Source organism: Bacillus sp. TE9106W (assembly GCF_054062215.1).
This window is the reverse complement of record NZ_JBSSFA010000005.1, coordinates 16832-35860: the sequence shown is the minus strand read 5'-3', so window position 1 is coordinate 35860 and position 19029 is coordinate 16832. Positions and strand designations below refer to the sequence as shown.

Annotated in this window: 26 protein-coding genes; 6 read left to right on the top strand and 20 right to left on the bottom strand. The window is 33.9% G+C overall.

The genetic code is table 11. The annotated features are described in order from the left end of the window. Positions 1-122 precede the first annotated feature (122 nt). From ACVWY7_RS11390 to ACVWY7_RS11375, 4 genes are all read right to left on the bottom strand, one after another. Positions 123-290, bottom strand: a complete 168-nt coding sequence (locus ACVWY7_RS11390; protein ID WP_009879864.1) for a hypothetical protein — start codon at positions 288-290, stop codon at positions 123-125. Between the two features lie 23 nt (positions 291-313). Next, entirely contained in the window at positions 314-529 is a 216-nt protein-coding gene (locus tag ACVWY7_RS11385) for a hypothetical protein (protein ID WP_000654325.1), read from the bottom strand. A 150-nt stretch (positions 530-679) separates the two neighbouring features. After that, entirely contained in the window at positions 680-1222 is a 543-nt protein-coding gene (locus ACVWY7_RS11380) for a GNAT family N-acetyltransferase (protein WP_000584352.1), read from the bottom strand. Positions 1223-1234: 12 nt separating this feature from the next. Beyond that, positions 1235-2005: a DeoR/GlpR family DNA-binding transcription regulator gene (locus ACVWY7_RS11375; RefSeq protein ID WP_073523717.1), complete on the bottom strand. Its 771-nt coding sequence runs from the start codon at positions 2003-2005 to the stop codon at positions 1235-1237. A gap of 250 nt (positions 2006-2255) precedes the next feature. On the opposite strand from ACVWY7_RS11375, the gene ACVWY7_RS11370 reads away from it, so the two are divergent. Further along, positions 2256-2753, top strand: a complete 498-nt coding sequence (locus ACVWY7_RS11370; protein WP_000836192.1) for a lipoprotein — start codon at positions 2256-2258, stop codon at positions 2751-2753. 48 nt (positions 2754-2801) lie between these two features. Here ACVWY7_RS11370 and ACVWY7_RS11365 read toward each other — a convergent pair whose 3' ends face one another. Continuing rightward, positions 2802-3458 (bottom strand): DUF4085 family protein, encoded by a 657-nt coding sequence (locus ACVWY7_RS11365; protein ID WP_105989875.1) that lies wholly within the window; start codon positions 3456-3458, stop codon positions 2802-2804. 221 nt (positions 3459-3679) lie between these two features. Between ACVWY7_RS11365 and ACVWY7_RS11360 the strand changes: the two genes are divergently transcribed. After that, complete coding sequence (locus tag ACVWY7_RS11360) at positions 3680-4276, top strand: hypothetical protein (protein WP_456523801.1); 597 nt, start codon at positions 3680-3682, stop codon at positions 4274-4276. An 82-nt stretch (positions 4277-4358) separates the two neighbouring features. On the opposite strand, the gene lpdA is transcribed toward ACVWY7_RS11360, so the two are convergent. The 5 genes from lpdA to ACVWY7_RS11335 form a co-directional block, all read right to left on the bottom strand. After that, a complete protein-coding gene (lpdA, locus tag ACVWY7_RS11355) occupies positions 4359-5738 on the bottom strand; it encodes a dihydrolipoyl dehydrogenase (RefSeq protein ID WP_105989876.1) in 1380 nt (459 codons plus the stop codon). Between the two features lie 15 nt (positions 5739-5753). Beyond that, positions 5754-6956 carry an acetoin dehydrogenase complex dihydrolipoyllysine-residue acetyltransferase gene (gene acoC / locus ACVWY7_RS11350; RefSeq protein WP_105989877.1) on the bottom strand — a complete coding sequence of 401 codons (1203 nt, stop codon included), beginning with the start codon at positions 6954-6956 and terminating at the stop codon, positions 5754-5756. 27 nt (positions 6957-6983) lie between these two features. Continuing rightward, entirely contained in the window at positions 6984-8018 is a 1035-nt protein-coding gene (acoB, locus tag ACVWY7_RS11345) for an acetoin:2,6-dichlorophenolindophenol oxidoreductase subunit beta (protein ID WP_000198887.1), read from the bottom strand. Positions 8019-8035: 17 nt separating this feature from the next. Then, positions 8036-9034 (bottom strand): acetoin:2,6-dichlorophenolindophenol oxidoreductase subunit alpha, encoded by a 999-nt coding sequence (gene acoA / locus ACVWY7_RS11340; RefSeq protein WP_105989878.1) that lies wholly within the window; start codon positions 9032-9034, stop codon positions 8036-8038. A 169-nt stretch (positions 9035-9203) separates the two neighbouring features. After that, on the bottom strand, positions 9204-9683 hold the full coding sequence (locus tag ACVWY7_RS11335; RefSeq protein ID WP_071735916.1) for a DinB family protein: 480 nt from the start codon (positions 9681-9683) through the stop codon (positions 9204-9206). Between the two features lie 194 nt (positions 9684-9877). On the opposite strand from ACVWY7_RS11335, the gene ACVWY7_RS11330 reads away from it, so the two are divergent. Both ACVWY7_RS11330 and ACVWY7_RS11325 read left to right on the top strand, forming a co-directional pair. Then, positions 9878-10723 carry an oxidoreductase gene (locus tag ACVWY7_RS11330; RefSeq protein ID WP_212113762.1) on the top strand — a complete coding sequence of 282 codons (846 nt, stop codon included), beginning with the start codon at positions 9878-9880 and terminating at the stop codon, positions 10721-10723. Between the two features lie 41 nt (positions 10724-10764). Then, positions 10765-11274, top strand: a complete 510-nt coding sequence (locus ACVWY7_RS11325; protein WP_017561560.1) for a GrpB family protein — start codon at positions 10765-10767, stop codon at positions 11272-11274. Between the two features lie 78 nt (positions 11275-11352). Here the strand turns inward: ACVWY7_RS11325 and ACVWY7_RS11320 are convergent, their stop codons facing one another. The 8 genes from ACVWY7_RS11320 to ACVWY7_RS11285 all read right to left on the bottom strand — a co-directional run bounded on the left by ACVWY7_RS11320 (position 11353) and on the right by ACVWY7_RS11285 (position 16199). Beyond that, positions 11353-11733, bottom strand: coding sequence for a DUF4181 domain-containing protein (locus ACVWY7_RS11320; RefSeq protein ID WP_071728953.1), 381 nt, complete (start codon positions 11731-11733; stop codon positions 11353-11355). Between the two features lie 19 nt (positions 11734-11752). After that, complete coding sequence (locus ACVWY7_RS11315) at positions 11753-12193, bottom strand: NUDIX domain-containing protein (protein ID WP_001082142.1); 441 nt, start codon at positions 12191-12193, stop codon at positions 11753-11755. Positions 12194-12228: 35 nt separating this feature from the next. Beyond that, positions 12229-12567, bottom strand: coding sequence for a DUF4181 domain-containing protein (locus ACVWY7_RS11310; RefSeq protein ID WP_168176182.1), 339 nt, complete (start codon positions 12565-12567; stop codon positions 12229-12231). A gap of 41 nt (positions 12568-12608) precedes the next feature. Further along, positions 12609-13445 (bottom strand): PP2C family serine/threonine-protein phosphatase, encoded by an 837-nt coding sequence (locus tag ACVWY7_RS11305; protein WP_000557595.1) that lies wholly within the window; start codon positions 13443-13445, stop codon positions 12609-12611. A 2-nt stretch (positions 13446-13447) separates the two neighbouring features. Beyond that, on the bottom strand, positions 13448-13687 hold the full coding sequence (locus ACVWY7_RS11300) for a hypothetical protein (protein ID WP_456523800.1): 240 nt from the start codon (positions 13685-13687) through the stop codon (positions 13448-13450). Positions 13688-13707: 20 nt separating this feature from the next. Further along, positions 13708-13881: a septum formation initiator gene (locus ACVWY7_RS11295; protein WP_073524232.1), complete on the bottom strand. Its 174-nt coding sequence runs from the start codon at positions 13879-13881 to the stop codon at positions 13708-13710. Between the two features lie 283 nt (positions 13882-14164). Continuing rightward, positions 14165-15001, bottom strand: coding sequence for an ABC transporter permease (locus ACVWY7_RS11290; protein WP_001084757.1), 837 nt, complete (start codon positions 14999-15001; stop codon positions 14165-14167). Beyond that, positions 14994-16199, bottom strand: a complete 1206-nt coding sequence (locus ACVWY7_RS11285; RefSeq protein WP_000370609.1) for a quaternary amine ABC transporter ATP-binding protein — start codon at positions 16197-16199, stop codon at positions 14994-14996. Before ACVWY7_RS11285 ends, ACVWY7_RS11290 begins: the two co-directional genes overlap by 8 nt. A gap of 171 nt (positions 16200-16370) precedes the next feature. Here ACVWY7_RS11285 and ACVWY7_RS11280 point away from each other — a divergent pair, with 171 nt between their 5' ends. Beyond that, complete coding sequence (locus tag ACVWY7_RS11280; protein WP_073523696.1) at positions 16371-17228, top strand: glycine betaine ABC transporter substrate-binding protein; 858 nt, start codon at positions 16371-16373, stop codon at positions 17226-17228. A gap of 45 nt (positions 17229-17273) precedes the next feature. On the opposite strand, the gene clpP is transcribed toward ACVWY7_RS11280, so the two are convergent. Further along, complete coding sequence (gene clpP / locus ACVWY7_RS11275) at positions 17274-17855, bottom strand: ATP-dependent Clp endopeptidase proteolytic subunit ClpP (protein ID WP_000991625.1); 582 nt, start codon at positions 17853-17855, stop codon at positions 17274-17276. A gap of 21 nt (positions 17856-17876) precedes the next feature. Then, complete coding sequence (locus ACVWY7_RS11270) at positions 17877-18563, bottom strand: RNA polymerase subunit sigma-70 (RefSeq protein ID WP_000337493.1); 687 nt, start codon at positions 18561-18563, stop codon at positions 17877-17879. Positions 18564-18705: 142 nt separating this feature from the next. Here ACVWY7_RS11270 and ACVWY7_RS11265 point away from each other — a divergent pair, with 142 nt between their 5' ends. Next, a complete protein-coding gene (locus ACVWY7_RS11265) occupies positions 18706-19026 on the top strand; it encodes a 2Fe-2S iron-sulfur cluster-binding protein (RefSeq protein ID WP_001125392.1) in 321 nt (106 codons plus the stop codon). Positions 19027-19029 lie beyond the last annotated feature (3 nt).

Here is a 19029-nt window from a genome sequence, read left to right as displayed (position 1 = left end):
TATCATCTCCCTATTTATTGTTTTGGAGATCTGTAAAAAACATACCTTTATTATAAAACTGAATAAAAGCGTTTTCAATAAAACTAGAAAGACGACACAAATATGTTAATAATTTGAATATCTTAATGCGCTTCTTTATTCTTTTTTAGTAGCACTATGTTTTGTATAATGGACGCAAAGAAAATACATAACCAAAACCACATTTGTGGATTACCGTTTATAAAGAAAATAATTACGGCTATTGCAAATAAAATTGTGGATGCTACACTAAAATATAATTTTGTTTTCATTCCCATTATCCCTCACCTCTCTATCACTTTACAGTACACACTAACTCTTCATTTTTCATCTCTACTATGTACTCCTGAAAAACATATTGTTTCCCTCCATGTTTTTCATACCATTCGTGTATTTTTTTAGTATGCTTCTCATCACTTCTAATTTTTGATTCTATTTCTTTATACTGTTCATAACTATCATATTCCCATATGGCAAACACTTCAGTCGTGCCATTCTTATTATCTTTCATTCAGCGCCCTATTAGCCTAGATCCATGCTTTAACTGATTAGGTAAGTTCGTGTTATTGAAATGATCATTAAAAATTTTAATAAATTCATTTTTTACTATATAGTACTTTCTTCTATAAAACATACATTTCCACCTCTTTAATGAACAGACTCAAATACACCTTCCCATTACTACCGTATTATAATACTTCCCATCCGACAGCCTTTTATCATTTTTTAAAATACCTTCTACTTCAAAACCTAACTTTTTATAAAGCTGAATGGCTTTTTCATTTGTCTCTAATACTTGTAATGATATCTTTTTAATCTCATTTTCATCAGCCCAATGAATAGATTGTCCCAATAGACTCTTACCTATTCCATATCCCCAAAATTCTTTTAAAATACAAACACCAAATTCTATTTTATGAGATAATCTCTTTAAATTTGACCCTTCGCATCTTGAAAATCCAACGATTCGATCATGTACTTCTGCAACTAAAAACAGGTTCTTACTCTCTTCACTATCTGTTTTTATTATGTTTTGAAATCCTATCTTATCTATAAATCCCTCTCCAGCTTCTCTATCCATATTTTCAGTTTCTCCATCGATCTGAACTCTAATTTCCGACAACTGTTCCGCATCTGTTTCAGCTGCAGAACGAACTGTATAAACTAATCCATTTATGTGAAACTCTTGCCCTTTTATAATCATTTCAAACTCCTTTTAAATGCAGTCTATTGATGCTATTACAATTTCTTTACCTTGTTTCTCAAATTCTTGAATTGTTTCTTTACTAGCCTCCGAATCTGTTATTATAAGGTCAATTTCAATCAGTGACTCTCCTTTTATAAAGTAGTCTATTCCAAGTTTATTATGAGGAGCTAAACAAATATTTCTTCTAGCAATCTTACTTACTGTTTTACTAAAAAAAGCAACTTCCGGCGTTGCAGTACTTATACCGTTTAATGAAATGCCACCACCTGTAGAGAAATTAAGATCAATAGAAAATCTACTTATCAACTCTGAGGCAAGTGTATCTGTCATATTTCCTGATGGTTTCACCATTCCACCAATTAAGTACATATCAATGTTCTTATATTCCCGTAACGTACTAGCAATTTCTAAAGCATTCGTAATAACTGTAAATGATGTTTCAGGTAAATATTTTAACATGGCATAATGAATAGAAGCTCCACCAATAAAAACGGAATCTCCTTCTTGTATATAAGAAGCTGCGATTTTTGCAATTGCGTCTTCATATACAGAACCATTACTATAACGTTTCAATGGCTTGGTAGCTAAATTCCTTACTCTAGCAAGTTCAATTGCTCCTCCATGTGTTCTTTTTAACAAGCCATCCTTCTCCATAATAGACAAATCTCTTCTTATAGAATCGATAGACATATCGAAACTTTCCGCAAGATCCCTTGCAATTACCCTTCCATTTTTCTTAAGTAACTCTAAAATTTTCTCTCTACGCTCTTCAGTAAACATGTGTCCACCGCCGTTATTGAAGATTCTGAAATCTTATCCTTATTTTAATTATATGCATGTCTCTTCCGCTTTACAATATTTTCAATTCTTATTCACTCCGTTTTATTCAGCTTTTTTCCTCTTTCTATTCCGTTAACTGGACAACGAAATAAATGTATATTTGCATATTCCACAAACACACTTCCATTTACCTTCCTATTGATGTAAAATTATTCCTATGTTTTACTTTTTAACACAGAAAGGAATTACTATGAAATCTATAATGAAAGTAACTTGTACAGCACTATTATTTACAGGACTAATGGCAGGATGTAATGGGAATACTGCACCAAAACAAGAAAAGAGCGCTATTGAAAAGAATGCAATGCACTATGGGGAAATAGTTAAAAACGAATACTATAGAGCAACTGTTGAAAATGCAAAGTTTGAAAAAATAGACAAAGAACGGCGCATCACTACTCGTGTTATGATTAATAATGTTCGAGACGATGGACAAACTATTGATCTTTCGGAAATAAAATATTTCATACAAGATGAAAAAACTGGTCAGAAATATGAAGGTGAAGCTCATCCGATATATGACGAGCACTATAAAAATGTTCCACACGAATTCTCTTTAACTACTGACGTTGTATTTGAACTGAAAACTTCACCAAAAGATTTAAATAATATGTATCTATACATAGATAGCAAAGCTGCACCGTTAACAGATACATATTGGAAGCTGGATCATTTAGTATCTAAATAAAAAACAGTCAAAAACGACTGTTTTTTATTTGTAGAGTTATAAAGTTTACTAGTTATCTATTTCCAGCAATACATTTTTTGCACAAATCATCACTTCTTCAAATGGACAATCAAATAAAACCCCTAGTTCAAAACCATCTTCAGCAAGATCTATTTCATGACATAACCACCAAGCACCTTCAAAATTTTCTGGAATAGAACATTTTGAAACTCCTGTAAAAGTTACTTTTAGTTTATCAAATTCATTAAAAGTACCGCTGCAATCTAAAGTTATAATTATCGTATCTTTTGATCTTCTCTCAACTGATGTAACTTGACTGTCATGTAGTGAGTATTCATGTAGTTGAACGACATTCTGCGCGAGTCTTTCTTTTATAGAATTATAATTATCTTTATAAGCTTGTTCTAAATCATCCATTCTTTTCTCATAATCCTCTGTCCATTCAAGCATAAGTTTCTTTAGTTTTTCCGATGGGTATTCTGAATTAATTGTATTATCATGAATGTACGGATGTAGTGACTTAGGTAGAAACTTTAATAAATCTTCTTTCTTTTCTTCCGCATCTTCTCTTAAACTTTGCTTATGATCCATTCCTATCTTTTCACTCTCTCGCAACATCTCTTCCCATCCTTCTACTGTTTCTGAGAAGTTTAAAAATCCAGACACTTGCATTTCTTTATACCAATCTTTATTAAAATACTTCAAAGACTTTCCCCCTAAAATATTTTAGCATCCAATAAAAGCGATATATCTATTTATCATATCATTCCAATAACTATTTTTTCTAAAGAAAAAATGCAAAACTGTAAATATTCCGCCTTTTATTTCTAAAACTTCAGAATATTTACAATAGTTGATAATTAGAATACATTTTACTAGTACAAAGATTCACATGTACAAAAATCTAAACAAAAAGGGATGGTTATATGTTGAAGAAATTAGTAGCAGGGACATTAGTAGCTGGATTTGCATTAACTGGGGGACTAGGCGTAGCAAGTGCTGAAGAAAAAAGTAACACAATTAAATCATTTGATTATTTAAAAGTTGATGAACAAAATGTTACTTCCTTTGCTAAATTAAGTGATCAAGAGAAAAAAGACATCCAAATTACTATGGTATTACCTGAGCAAAATGAAAATGGAGATTGGTTAGCTTACGGTTTTACTAGCAGAGAAACATTAGATGCTTATATTGAAAAGGATAAAAAAGTACTTAAAAATAAAATTAATCCTTTAGGTAGCGGCGCTGGTAGTACTGATTTTTATGAACATATAAATAAAGGTGGACAATACATTTACTGGAGCAGCGGCTTTAAGAATTTACCTTCTAGCTGGAACGATAGAATTTCTTCTGTAAGTACGGCTTCACCTTCTGCAAGTTATTCAACGACACTTTGGGAGCATACTTCTACACAAGGATATGGAAAAGGTGTTATATTTAAACACGCTGATTGGTATGGTAAAACTGCTAATTTAGCTCCTGAATGGAACGATAAAACTTCAGCTATTGACGTAAAAAAATAATAGGATATTCAATTTCTTCCGTAAAAATTCAAACCACTATTCTCTTATTCGTTTAGAGAATAGTGGTTTATTATAATTCCATTTAAGCATGTACAGCATGCCCTACAGCTTGCAATAAAGCTTCATGAATCGATTCAGATAAAGTTGGATGCGCTGCAATATAATCTCTCATAATATCAGCGGTAACTTCCGTATGAATCATTACAGTTCCTTGACCAATTAGTTCTGTTGCGCGAGGACCAATAATAGAAATTCCAACAATTTCTTGATATTTAGGTTCCACAATAACTTTTACTTTCCCCGTTTGTTCTCCAATAATAAGCGCTTTTCCATTCGCTGTAAAAGGAAATTCGCCAATTTGTATGTCACCGTACTGCTCTTTTGCATCTTTTTCTGTTAAACCGACGCTAGCAATTTCTGGAGCGGTATAAATACAGCGAGGTACAGCATGGTAGTTTACTTTTACATCTTCTCCACTCGCGTGTAATGCTGCCGTCGTTCCTTCATGGAATGCAACGTGAGCAAGCTGGATTCCACCAATCACATCACCTGCTGCGTAAATATGTGATACATTGGTTTGCATATGTTCATTCACAGAAATTCCTTTATTTGAATATTGAATGCCTGCTTTTTCTAAATTTAATTGTTGTACACGTGGTTGTCGGCCGACAGAAACGAGAACAAATTCTGGATTAACTTCTTGGATACTTCCTTCATATTCAAATAAAGCCTGCTTCTTATAACTATTTAATCCTTTTAAAGTTGCTCCTGTAAATATTTTTACGCCATCATTTTCTAGCTCCCCTCTTAAAATGTGTGCGATATCTTCATCTTCACCTGGTAATAATTGCGGTGCCATTTCAATAATTGTAACTTTTGTTCCAAGACGACTATAAATACTTGCAAACTCGCACCCTATTACACCACCGCCAACGATTAATAATGATTTCGGTATGTTTTTTAGAGACATTGCATGCGTACTATTTAAAATCCACTTCCCGTCAAATGGAGCAAGAGGTAATTCAGTTGGTTCTGAACCTGTCGCTATAATGAACTGTTCTCCATCTACTATATCTTCTTTATCACCGTATATAATTCGTACACGATGATCCGTTTTAAATTTCGCTTTACCTTGTATAACTTTTATTTTATTTTTCTTCATTAAATATTGAATTCCTTGGACGAGCTGCGTTACAATTTGCGATTTCCTCACCTGCATTTGCTTCCAATCAACTGATATACTTTCTTTGTTAAGTGTAACTCCATAATGATTCGCTTTTCTCACAATGTCATGCACTTCTGCACTTTCTAACAATGATTTTGTAGGCATGCACCCGACATTTAAACAAGTCCCGCCAAGAACAGCTTCATCAATAAGAGTGACATTTTTTCCATTTTGAGCCGCGGTAATTGCCGCTACATAGCCAGCAGGTCCGCCTCCAATAACGACTAATTTACTCATTCTCTCACCTTCTCTTTATAAAAGAATTGTTACAGGTTCTTCTAAATAGCGTTTAATTGTGCGTAAAAATGCAGCTGCTGGTGCACCGTCTAGTACACGATGATCGAATGTTAAACTTAAAGGTAACATACTTCCTTTTTTAAATTTTTTTCCTTTATATACAGGAACATATTCAATTGCACCTACACCTAAAATACCAGTTTCTGGTGTGTTTAATACTGGTGTAAAATATTCAATACCGAAGCTTCCTAAATTACTAATTGTAAATGTTGTTCCTTGCATATCATCACTATTTAAATTGCCTGCTCGTGCCTTTTGTGCCGCATTCTTAATCTCTTTAGATAACTCTACTAATGAGAGATTATTTGCGAAGCGAATAGCTGGAACGACTAATCCTTTTTCTAATGCGACTGCCATACCTAAATGAACATGTTCAAATTGATGAATTGCATCATCTATATAAGCGCTGTTCATTTCTTTATGATCCCCAAGCGCTAATACAACAGCTCGAGAAACGAAATCCGTAATGGTTAATTTGTTATCGTACCGTTTTTGTACAACTTCTGCTATTTCTTTATGTAAAGCAACTAAATCTGTTACATCTACTTTCATCGTTAACGTTAATTGTGCGCTATTTTGTAAGCTTGCATGCATACGATTTGCGATTGCTTTCCGCATACCAGTAACAGGAATTACTTTACTTTCTTCTTGTTCAAGTACTTCTGGGATTGCTACTCTTTCTTCAAGTGCCTTTAATACATCTACCTTTGTAATTCTTCCACCTGGACCTGTACCAAGTAATGCTCTAATATCAAGATTTTCAGTTTTCGCAATCTTCTTCGCTACAGGAGATATTTTGATTCTTTGTTTATTCGTAACTTCTTTCCCTAACGGTTCTGGATGTTGTACATTTTGCGGTACTTCACTCGCTGTCAGCTCTTCCTCAACCTTTGTGCTTTCATGTACCTCTACTTTTTCATTCGGTTTACCAATGTAGCAAATTACAGTGCCAGGTGGAACCCCCTCATCTTCACTTACAGCTATATCAAGAACAGTTCCATCAGCTGGTGCTTCTATTTCCGTTTCAATTTTTTCCGAGTTAATACTGGCAATTAATTCTCCTTTTGAGACATGATCACCCGCTTTAATATTCCAGCTCGTAATAATACCCTCTTTCATCGCCATCCCTAACTTCGGCATTACAACTTCTACAGCCATATTTCTCTCTCCCTTCTCATCGTTTCATTACACATGTAATAAAGATTGGTCTCCGATCATTTCTGATACAGTTTCAATTACTTTCTCCGGCGTTGGTAAATATAACTTTTCAAGTGGTGGTGAGAACGGAACTGGTGTATGTGGTGCTGTAATTCGTTTAATAGGTGCATCTAATAAATCAAATCCTTTATCCGCTACAATTGCTGCAATATCTGTCGCAATGCTACATCTAGGGTTTGCTTCATCAATAACAATCAGTCGATTCGTTTTTTCAACAGATGATAAGATTGTATCTTCATCAAGTGGTGATAAAGAACGCGGATCAATCACTTCTACTTCAAGTCCTTTTTTCGCTAATTGCTCAGCAGCCGCAAGTGCTGTATGAACTTGTTTTCCAATTGCGACGATTGTTACGTCAGAACCTTCCCGTTTAATATCCGCTTTTCCTAATGGAATTGTGTAATAACCTTCTGGCACTTCACCCTTCATATTGTAGAGTGTTTTATCTTCAAAGAAGATTACTGGATCATCATCTTCAATTGCCGCTAATAGTAAACCTTTTGCATCATACGGAGTAGAAGGAACGACAACTTTAATTCCTGGAATACTCGTAAACAACGCATATAAACTTTGTGAATGCTGCGCTGCTGCGCTAAATCCAGCACCATGCATCGTACGTACTGTAACTGGCACTTTCGCTTTACCACCGAACATATAACGGAACTTTGCACCTTGGTTTAATACTTGATCGAGGCAACTACCGATAAAATCATTAAACATTAATTCAGCTATCGGACGTAAACCTGTTGCCGCAGCTGCCATCGCTGCTCCCATATAACCCGCTTCTGAAATTGGTGTATCTAAAATACGATTTCGACCAAATTCTTGTACAAGACCTTTCGTAACACCAAGAACACCGCCCCATGCTTCATCATCTTGCAAGTGATCAACTTGAGCACCACCTGCAACGTCCTCTCCTATTAAAATTACATTTTCATCACGGCGCATTGAGATTTTCATCGCTTCATTAATTGCAGTTGACATACTTACTGTTCTAGTCATTCTGTTTCACCCTCCTCTTATTTGTAAGAAACGTATACATCTTTTAATAATTCTTCATCCTCTGGATATGGACTATTTTCACTAAATTCAATTGATTTTTGTACTGCATCATCTACTGCCTTTTCCATATCCACAAGTTCAGACTCAGTTAATAAAGCTTCATGAATTAAATGCTTACGGAAATTCACAATTGCATCTTTTTCGTTTAAATGTTCTTCTTTTTCTTCTGAAGTTTTATACGTTTGTGCTTCACCTTCGAAATGACCGTAATTACGATATGTCATACATTCAATTATTGTTGGACCATCGCCATTACGCGCACGTTCTACTGCTTCTTCAGCAGCTTTATATACAGCTAGCAGATCCTTTCCATCTACTTGAACACCTGGAATGTTATAAGCTTTCGCACGATCTGCAATAGAATCGCAACTTGAAGCATATTCAAAGGTCGTTGCTTCACCGTAACCGTTATTTTCTGCAATAAAAATAACAGGTAACTTCCAAATCGCCGCTAAATTAACCCCTTCATGGAATGTTCCTTCATTATTTGCTCCGTCACCGAAGAAACAAACACTTACATCTTTCGTTCCTTTATATTTAGCTGTTAATGCCGAACCGCAAGCAAGTGGGAAACCACCACCTACAATGCCATTTGCACCAAGCATTCCTTTATCTAAATCGGCAATATGCATGGAGCCGCCTTTACCTTTACATAACCCTGTCGCTTTCCCGAAAAGTTCAGCCATCATACCGTTTAAATCACAACCTTTTGCGATACAGTGTCCATGTCCTCTATGCGTACTTGTAATACTGTCACTATCCGTTAAGTGGGCACATACACCAACTGCTACCGCTTCTTCACCTGCGTATAAATGAACAAAACCTGGCAGCACGCCTTGCGCGAACAATTCATGTACCTTATCTTCAAATTTACGAATCTCTAACATTTTTTCATACATCCAGCGAGCTTGTTCTTTCATAATTCCATTCCCTTTACTTTCAGTTGTTTTTAACATGTTCAGCCCTCCTATTTTCTTGTTCATCTTTTATATTGCAAGTACCGTGCCAAATTCTAATCCTTGATTTAATAGGTTTTCTCTCTATGTTGAAAATAAAAAAGTGGACAAAATGAGACATTAGTCTCGTTTTGTCCACTTTTGTTCACCTAATTTGAAAATTATTATCTTATTCATTATCAAAACTCTTCCGTAATTTTCGGATGTAAATAATTTGACCGATATGATATGCATTATGAGTAGTTACATTGGCTAGCACTTCCCACCACTTTGCAGAAACAGGAAATCCCACTACATCGCTTTCAACCTTTTCTTCATTTATGAGATTTTGCCATAGTAACAGTTTCTCTAGTAGTTTTTCTCGTAATTCATCGAAAGTTTGATTATTTGAAAGCATAAAACTTTTGTTATTATCACCAATAGCGGGCACTGCATTCACATTCGATTCTTTGTACCTAGTTTGCCACGTTGAATTCCAATACAGTAAATGTTGTACAATTTCAGCTATACTATTACTCTCTTCATTCGGTTTCCAGAAAGCTTCCCTCTCAGATAAATCTTTCACTGCATCTGAAAATGGGATATACCAACTAGGATCATTTGCATTCGCCAACAATTGATCTGCTAATACATCCTTCACATGGGCCATTATTCTTCCCTCATTTCATAAACGTATTCATACTCACTTCTCTATATACGCTGAGTCCGTATAATTTCCTCTTTTAAAAGTCGTTAAAAAAGCTCGTATAACATGAATGGGTACTTCTTTCAAAATGAATGATAGAATAATAGATTTTCTTATCATAACTCGTTATGATAAAAGAAAAAGAAAGCTGGCAGAAAATGAACAAAAAAGTCGCAATTATTACAGGAGCCTCAAGTGGATTTGGACTATTAACTACACTCGAACTCGCAAAAAAAGATTATTTAATTATCGCTACAATGCGAAACCTTGAAAAACAAGCGAACTTAATATCTCAAGCTACTCAACTCAACTTGCAGCAAAACATAACAGTTCAACAATTAGATGTAACCGATCAAAACTCTATACATAACTTTCAATTATTTTTAAAAGAAATAAACAGAGTAGACCTCCTTATTAATAATGCAGGATATGCTAATGGTGGCTTTGTAGAAAAAATTCCAGTAGAGGAATATCGCAAACAATTTGAAACGAATCTTTTTGGTGCTATATCGATTACTCAGCTTGTTTTACCATATATGAGAGAACAAAAAAGTGGGAAAATTATTAATATAAGTAGCATTAGTGGTCAAGTTGGATTCCCTGGTCTATCTCCTTACGTTTCTTCAAAACATGCATTAGAAGGATGGAGTGAATCCCTTCGTTTAGAAGTAAAACCGTTCGGAATAGATGTTGCTTTAGTGGAACCTGGTTCTTATAACACGAATATTTGGGAAGTTGGTAAACAACTAGCTACAAACCAATCTGATACTACTTCTCCTTACAAAGAATATATGGACAAAATACAAAAACATATTAATAGCGGCAGTGATACATTTGGTAATCCAATAGATGTTGCTAAAAAAATCGTTGATATTGCTGAAGCTAAGCGCACAACATTACGATACCCAATTGGAAAAGGTGTAAAATTTATGATCTTAGCAAAGAAGATTCTTCCTTGGAGATTGTGGGAACACCTTGTTTTGAGAAGCTTTAAGAAGATGTAGTTCCCTTTATTAAAAACCATTTTGAAAGAGGTGCTAATTAAATGTTAGGTTTACCCTATGGTAAAGTGTTTTTAGTTCCGTGGACTGAAGAGTGGGCAATTGAATTTGTAAAGGAGAAACAATTCATTGAGGAACAAATTGGCGAACATATTTTAGCGATACACCATATTGGTAGTACTTCTATTCCACATTTAAGTGCAAAGCCAATTATTGATATAGCAATCGAATTAGAAAATTATACGGACGGTATACATTGTATTAAAAAATTAGAACTACTAAACTATAAATATAGAAAAGATGTATTGCCTGAACGATACTATTTTAATAAAGGTGAACCAAGAACCCACCAAATTCATATGTATGAACGAGGGAATACATATTTAATAGAACAATTACAATTTCGAGATTACTTAATAGACAATAAAACTGCTCGTATACAGTATGAACAGTTAAAGATTCAACTTTCACAAGCTAATCCTAATGATAAACATCAATATGCAGAGGATAAAACAAATTTCATTAAATCCGTATTAGCGAAATTAAATGTTTAAATTGAATAAGAAACCATTTAGTAGTAAATGGTTTCTTATTTATTAGTTATCTCATTATTTATACTATCAAATTTTTTATTATACAGCAGGTGGAACGAAATAAAATAGTATCGAGAGCATCAATATAAAAGAAACCATTCCCGTTATCGAAAGTATATATTCTTTTGATTTTCTATCATATTTCCATTCCATCCATGCTCTTAAAGTCCATGATATCCCTAAATAAGTGAACATGACATAAGCCATTTTAGCGTTTTCAAATTTAAACATATAATAACAACTACTTATTACATAAATAATAATAAGTCCTATTTCTAATTTTACATGTAAACTATTCACATGCTTATATCCAAAGAAGCCTCTTTTCTCCATATTTAATTTTCTTCTTAAAAACTGTTCTATAAAGTAACCACCTATGCCAAGTCCAATAATAATAAGCAAAATTGTAGAAATACCCATTGCTACCCCTCCTATTACCTTATTTATCTTTAGTAATAAAGTGGACTATATTACGTTTATTCTCTTCTAAATAACTTACAATTCCTTCAGGATATGTTGGTTTCTCCTTTAATTCCTCTATGCTCTTCCATGTTAATATAATATCCTCATATTCTTTATGTCTTATTTCATTTGTAACTCTCTCTTTAACAGTTCCCCAATGTATCAATGTACAATGATGTCCTTTTTCGTTGTTCCACTCGAAAATATGCTCATTTACAACAGCTAGCTCTTGAACATCAATTTTCAAATCGTATTCTTCCATTAATTCTCGTATTATCGCTTCTTTTGCTGTTTCACTAAATTCAATAGAACCTCCTGGAAAACGATAAAATGATTCATTTTCATCGCATTGAACGAGCACTTTTGAGTTATCTCCATTATAAATAATGACTTCTACACGCAATACAGATCTATTCATTATTTTCCTCCTTTAAATCTTTAATTGAAAATTTATTAAAGAAAGAAGTATATAATTAATCCAGTTATTATTAGCGCTGTAACTGCAAATAATGAAATCAAGAACTCGCGCGATTCCTTATCATATTTCCACTCCATATATGATTGAAATCCATATAACGTGATAAAAAACAAAAGAGGTACATACCCCATAAATATACGGTTTGGAAAAAAAGCACTTATCGCAATAACAACTATATAAGAGAAAATAATAATTCTATTCCCCCATTTATGTGTTTTATTCACATATTGATTATCCCATCCCTTTTGTTTCGGGATGTTTAATCTTTTTCTTGCTATTTTTTCAAAAACGAATATACATAGTACCCATAAAATTAATAGAGTTATTTTGGTAATTGACAGAAAACCCTCTCCTTTTATTTTCTTACTTTTATTTTCTCTGGCTGATCACTCGGATAAGTAGCCTTTCCTTTATTATCAATGTCCCAACTAATAATTGTCGCACTATCGCGTCCGAATTGATGATGAACGTGCTCTAATACATGATGAACACTTTCTTCAAGTTTTATATTATTTCTATTCATATCATTATACAGATTTAATGGTGTTTCATATCGACGTTCTCCGCATTCTAATACCCCATCTGTCACCATTACAATTCGATTGTTGCCCGTACGTAATTCACGAATTCCTGATGAATAGCAAGGAACAGGTAAATCAAAAGTATTTACGTTACCAATCCATTCGTAAAAATGCCGTTGATTTAGTGCGTATTGTCCTAATTTATGTAATTCATCATGAAATACATAGACTAAACAGTCTCCAATAGATAGCCACCATATATAGTTTTCTTTTCTTACACATAGTAAGCAAGCTGTTTCACCTTTAATTTTTTGACACTTTTCCTTAAATGAAGAAGATTGAAATATTGTAAGAATATGATTTTCAATAGATTGAAATACTTTATCAATCGATTCATTCATCATTTCTTTTATACTTTCATATTCTTTTTGAATTGTGTTTAATACTAAATCAACACTTTCTGCACTATTATGTCCATCTAGTATAGCTGCAAATTCCCAATCACCATTTGACCAAACTAACGCACCATCTTCATTCTTTTTTGCTCCAGCACTTATATTCCCCCCGTATTTACCAATTACGATTTCACCATATTGCTTTATCGAAATTTCGTCTAAGCACATTTCTCTACTTCCAACCCATGAATATTTTGTATTATTTGTTGTATGCATATTCACTCACCATATACTTTCGCATATTTTTTTATTTCCACTGAATCTTCATATCGTGCACCAGTCCAATATGCAATTTGGTCGATGATATCAAGCATTTTGTAACCAATACACTTTTTCTTAATGTTTTTCGCAAACGATTGTTTATTAATATCTCCACCATCAACCTTTATATATATAATATCATAAAAAAAGGAAAAATAGGATTTATATTCCGAAAATTCATTCTTTTGATGGGACAATTTTGAATTGAATTTACACCTCATTTTTTCTTCAAAACCACAACTCCAATTACAATCCCAATCACAATTCCGATTACTAAATTATTTGTAAAATAACCTTGGACTACACCGATTACAACCCCTATACCGACGCCTATTGCCAAGGCATCATTACTTTTTTTCTTTTTAGACAAAATAGCATCTCCTCTCATCATTTTTTCCAAAATAATATCTATTTACATGACGTCACTGTCTCCTAATATATTCGCTATTCCAATTAATAATTTCCAAAAAATGTACTTTATTACTTATACTTTTCCACCACATATTCCTCTTCTTAAGAAGAGATTTTCAAGTCGCTATTATATTAAATAAACATATCGTTATTCATCGAAGAATTAAATCAATGAAATAACAACAAAACCAAGTTTTTGTATCAGCTGAATGTAATCTATTCAAACAAAAAACACACTTTGTATAATAAAGTGTGTTTTCCTTTTATCTTCTTTTTTGATGAAATCCTTGTGTAATGCGGTCTAATATAATCGCAATGACAACAATTGCTAGTCCAGCTTCAAATCCCATTCCGATATTAACTTGTGTTACTGAGCGGTATACATCAACGCCGAGACCTGGCGCTCCTACAAGAGATGCTGTTACTACCATAGATAAAGAGAGCATAATGCTTTGGTTCACACCAGCCATAATCGTCCCAGTTGCGAGTGGTAATTGTACTTTAAATAGTTTTTGTGATGCGGTAGAGCCAAATGCATTCGCTGCTTCAATTAAATCTTCTGGAACTTGTCTAATTCCTAAATCAGTAAAACGAATTGTCGGTGGCATTGCAAAGATTACTGATGCAATAATCCCCGGTACTACACCTACTCCGAAAAATGTAATCGCAGGAATAAGATATACGAAAGCCGGCATTGTTTGCATAAAATCTAATGTCGGTTTTAAAAATTTTGAGAAACGCTCATTTTGAGATGCTAATATCCCAATTGGAATTCCGACAATAATTGAAATAATAACGGAAGTAAGTACGAGTGCTAATGTTTGCATCGTCTGTGCCCAGTAGTTAATATTTAAAATAAATAATAATCCGATCAGTGTAAAAATAACTAAAGATACTTTTCTCGTTGTGTACCAAATGAGGAAACATAGTAAAATAATCATCAATATGGCCGGTATTATTATTAAAAAATTAGTGAGTAAATCAACGAATCCTCCAATAATATAAGAGAATCCTCGGAATAATCCTTCAAAGTGCTCATATAAACTTGCAACAAATGAATCAACCCATTCCCCTAATGGAATACGCGGAATACTATTCATCGTCTTTCACCTCTTCCTCAATGTTTCCTGCAAGAGCTTGAATGACACTTTCACGTTTAATGATTCCTCTAAGTCTTTTCTTCTCATCAATTACGGGTAACGGATATTTCATCTCTGCCATTTTTGCATACGTTTCCTCTAATAAAGTATCTAAATACACGTGCGGAATATCGTTAAGTAATAAATCGGCAATCGGCCACTGTTTTTGAACGGCTTTACTTGCATCATCCGCAGTTAATATACCTAAAAATTCATACTTTTTATTAACAACATACACAGTAGAAACCCCGGCGTTCCTCATAATTTGAAGTGCTACACGTGGTCCACGATCAATTAATAAAGTCTCCGGTCGTTTTAAAATAGATTCTGCCGTAATTACTTTTCCTAAATTCACGTCCGCCACGAACTTCTCTACAAATTCATTGGCAGGACTCATCATAATTTCTTCTGGTGTTCCAATTTGGACAACTTCTCCGTCTTTCATCAATGCAATTCGATCACCAATTCGAAGCGCTTCATCTAAATCATGCGTAATAAAAATAATTGTTTTTTCCATTTTATCTTGAAGTTCTAATAGCTCATCTTGCATTTCTTTTCGAATAAGTGGATCTAATGCACTAAATGACTCATCCATAAGTAAAACATCTGGATCATTCGTAAGCGCTCTTGCAATGCCAACACGCTGCTGCATACCACCACTCAGTTGACTTGGATAATTATCTTTATGATGATCAAGTCCAACTAATTTCAATGATTCTAATGCTTTTTTCTCACGTTCTTCTACTGGAACTCCTTGTATTTCTAATCCATATGCAACGTTTTGCAAAACGGTACGGTGAGGAAATAGAGCGAATTTCTGAAATACCATGCTCATTTTCGTTCTTCTTACTCTCCGTAATTCTTCCTTGCCCATCGTCGCGATATCTTCACCATCTATGTATATATGGCCTGCTGTCGGTTTAATTAATTGATTTAACATACGAACTAACGTAGATTTCCCGCTACCTGACAAACCCATAATAACGAAAATTTCTCCAGAGTATACTTCAAACGTTGCTTTTTTCACACCAACGTTCATTCCTGTCTCTTTTAAAATTTCCGACTTGCTTTTTCCTTCTTTTAATAAGGAAAGGGCTCTTTGCGGATGTTTCCCGAATACTTTTGTTACGTTTTCAACACGCACCTTTGTATTATCCATGTCACTACTCCTTTTCTACCCATCTATTCACATAGTGTTGCGATTTTACAAAGAAATATTACATAAAAATAACATTCATAAGAATTCTTTAAAATTCTCGTTTCCGTTCATAATAAGAATGCTTACTTATACATTTATTTAAAGAGGCAAACGTTACTTAGGAGGTTTTCGATGCGAAAGAAAATTTGGTTTATATGCCTTGCATTATTTATTACTATGATTTTCACTTCATGTAATGCAACAAATGCAAATTCGAAAGGAAAAATTAAACTTGGTGTAACAAGTTGGAAAGAAAATATTGCAACTGCAAATATGTGGAAAGTACTACTAGAACAAAAAGGCTACAAAGTTGAACTCATGTATTTAGAAAAAGCGGCAATTTGGACTGGTGTGGCTCGCGGTGATGTTGATGCTAATTTAGAAGTATGGCTACCCGTTACAGATAAACCACTAAATAATCGCTATAAAGATGCTATTGTCTTAAAATCAAAATGGTATGAAGGTACTGGACTTGGCCTTGTCGTACCTTCTTATATGAAAAACATAAATAGTATCGAGGATTTAAATGCTCATAAAGATGAATTAGATAACAAAATCGTCGGTATCGAACCAGGTAGTAGTCTTATGAATTTAACGAATAAAGCGATGAAAGAATATGATATAAAGCTAAAACTTGTCCAGTCTTCTGAAGCTGCTTTGATGAGTGAACTAAAAAAAGCATATACGAAAAAGAAACCAATCGCTGTTACGCTTTGGAATCCGCATTGGGGCTTTTCAGAATTTGATTTAAAATATTTAAAAGACCCTAAGAAAGTATATGGTGAAAAAGATGACATTTATTACTCTGTTCGTAAAGGTTTCGAAAAAGATCATCCAGATATCATAAAATACTTTGACAAATGGAAAATGAACGATGAACAGCTCGGTACATTAATGGTCGAGTTAAATAAAACGAAAGATCCCGAAGAAGCGGCGCGAAAATGGATTAAAAAGAACCAAACGTTAGTTGATGAATGGATTAAAGATTAATAAAACAGGCTAGAGAATATACTTTACTCTCTAGCCTGCTTTCTACTATTTTTTCGTAACAACATCATCTACAATCCCATATGCCTTCGCTTCTTCTGCAGTCATAAAATAATCTCTTTCTGTATCATGTGCTACTCTTTCAATCGGTTGCCCTGTTTTTTCTGCAATCATTTTATTAATATCATGTTTTAACTTTAAAATTCTTTTTGCTGTTATTTCAATTTCCGTTGCTTGCCCTTGTGCACCACCAAGCGGCTGATGAATCATAATTTCACTATTTGGGAGTGCAAACCGTTTTCCTTTTGCACCTGATAATAATAGCAATGCACCAAATGATGCTGCAAAGCCCATGCATAGCGTTTGCACGTCTGGTTTGATTAAATTCATCGTATCTAATATGGCAAAACCTGCTGTCGTTGATCCGCCTGGGCTATTAATGTATAAAAATATATCTTTCTCTGCATCTTCTGCTTCTAAAAATAATAATTGAGCTACGACACTACTCGCTACTTGATCATTTATTTCTGAACCGATAATAACAATACGGTCTTTTAATAACCTTGAGTATATATCATAGGAACGTTCTCCTAATTTCGTTTGTTCTACAACATATGGAATTGCATTCATTTTAAATCCCTCCAATAATTGTTATGCAACGCAAAGCATACAACTGTAGGAAGAAGGTTGTTTCACATTAAATAATAAGACTGGCTGTTTAGATGGTAACTTAGTAAAATCTATTGTCGGAAGCAGTTTCGTTAATAATTCCGGTCTCTCTTCTCGAATAGACGTTACTACAACTTCCATATCATCTGTGAATTCAACTATCTCTATCCCTTCTTCACTTACAGTTTTCAACCTATTTCTACTCCGAAACAAAGAAGCTTTTACTGCCCCTTCCGATACGGAACATACTTTAGCAATATCAGCGATACTATATTGAAAAACATCCTTTAATAATAAAATTGCGGATTGCTGTACATTTAATGAAGATAATACTTTCCCTACCATTTCATGCAAATCTGCAATTTTTTCATGTGGTTCTTCAAAAGTAATTTGGTCTCTTATTTTTTCATGAACTGATTTTGACTTTATTTGATCTAACCAACGATTTCTAGCTATTTTATATACGAGCGTCATACAAATATCTTTATTACTATATTTTTGAAGCACTTTACAAACTGTTTCTTGGGCAAGATCTTCGCCATCCCATTTATTTTTCGTTAAAAATGTACAGTACCTTTTCAGTTCTCCGTATTGCTCAATTAAAAAAGTTATATTTGAATGATTCATATCGATATGATTTTTCAAAATATGAGTTACTTTTGTGCACAAAATAACCACTCCTTTTCAGCGCTTACTTAATTAACGATTCAACAAATAAAAAAGTTACGGGGCATATAAAAAATTATGTTTATGTTCAATAATTCGCGGTCATAAATATGTTATGTACAATTTTACGTGAGGAGGAACAAATTTGCCAAAATTAACAATTGAAGGTGCGGGAACTTTTGATGTAAAAGAAGGAACAAAGTTAGTATTAGCGATTAAAGATAACGGTGTAAACATACTCCATCGCTGTGGTGGAAAAGCACGTTGCACAACTTGTAGAGTAGAAATTATAGCCGGTGATTTTTGTGAAGCGAGTGCGAATGAAAAAAATGCGATGACAGAAAAAGGAATTGAAGATCATTTACGATTATCTTGTCAAATGCGTGTACATAAGGATATAGTCGTTCGTCCGGTACTTACAGTTGAAAATTCAGGCCTTGATGCTGGACCACGTCCGGCGGAGTAAAGC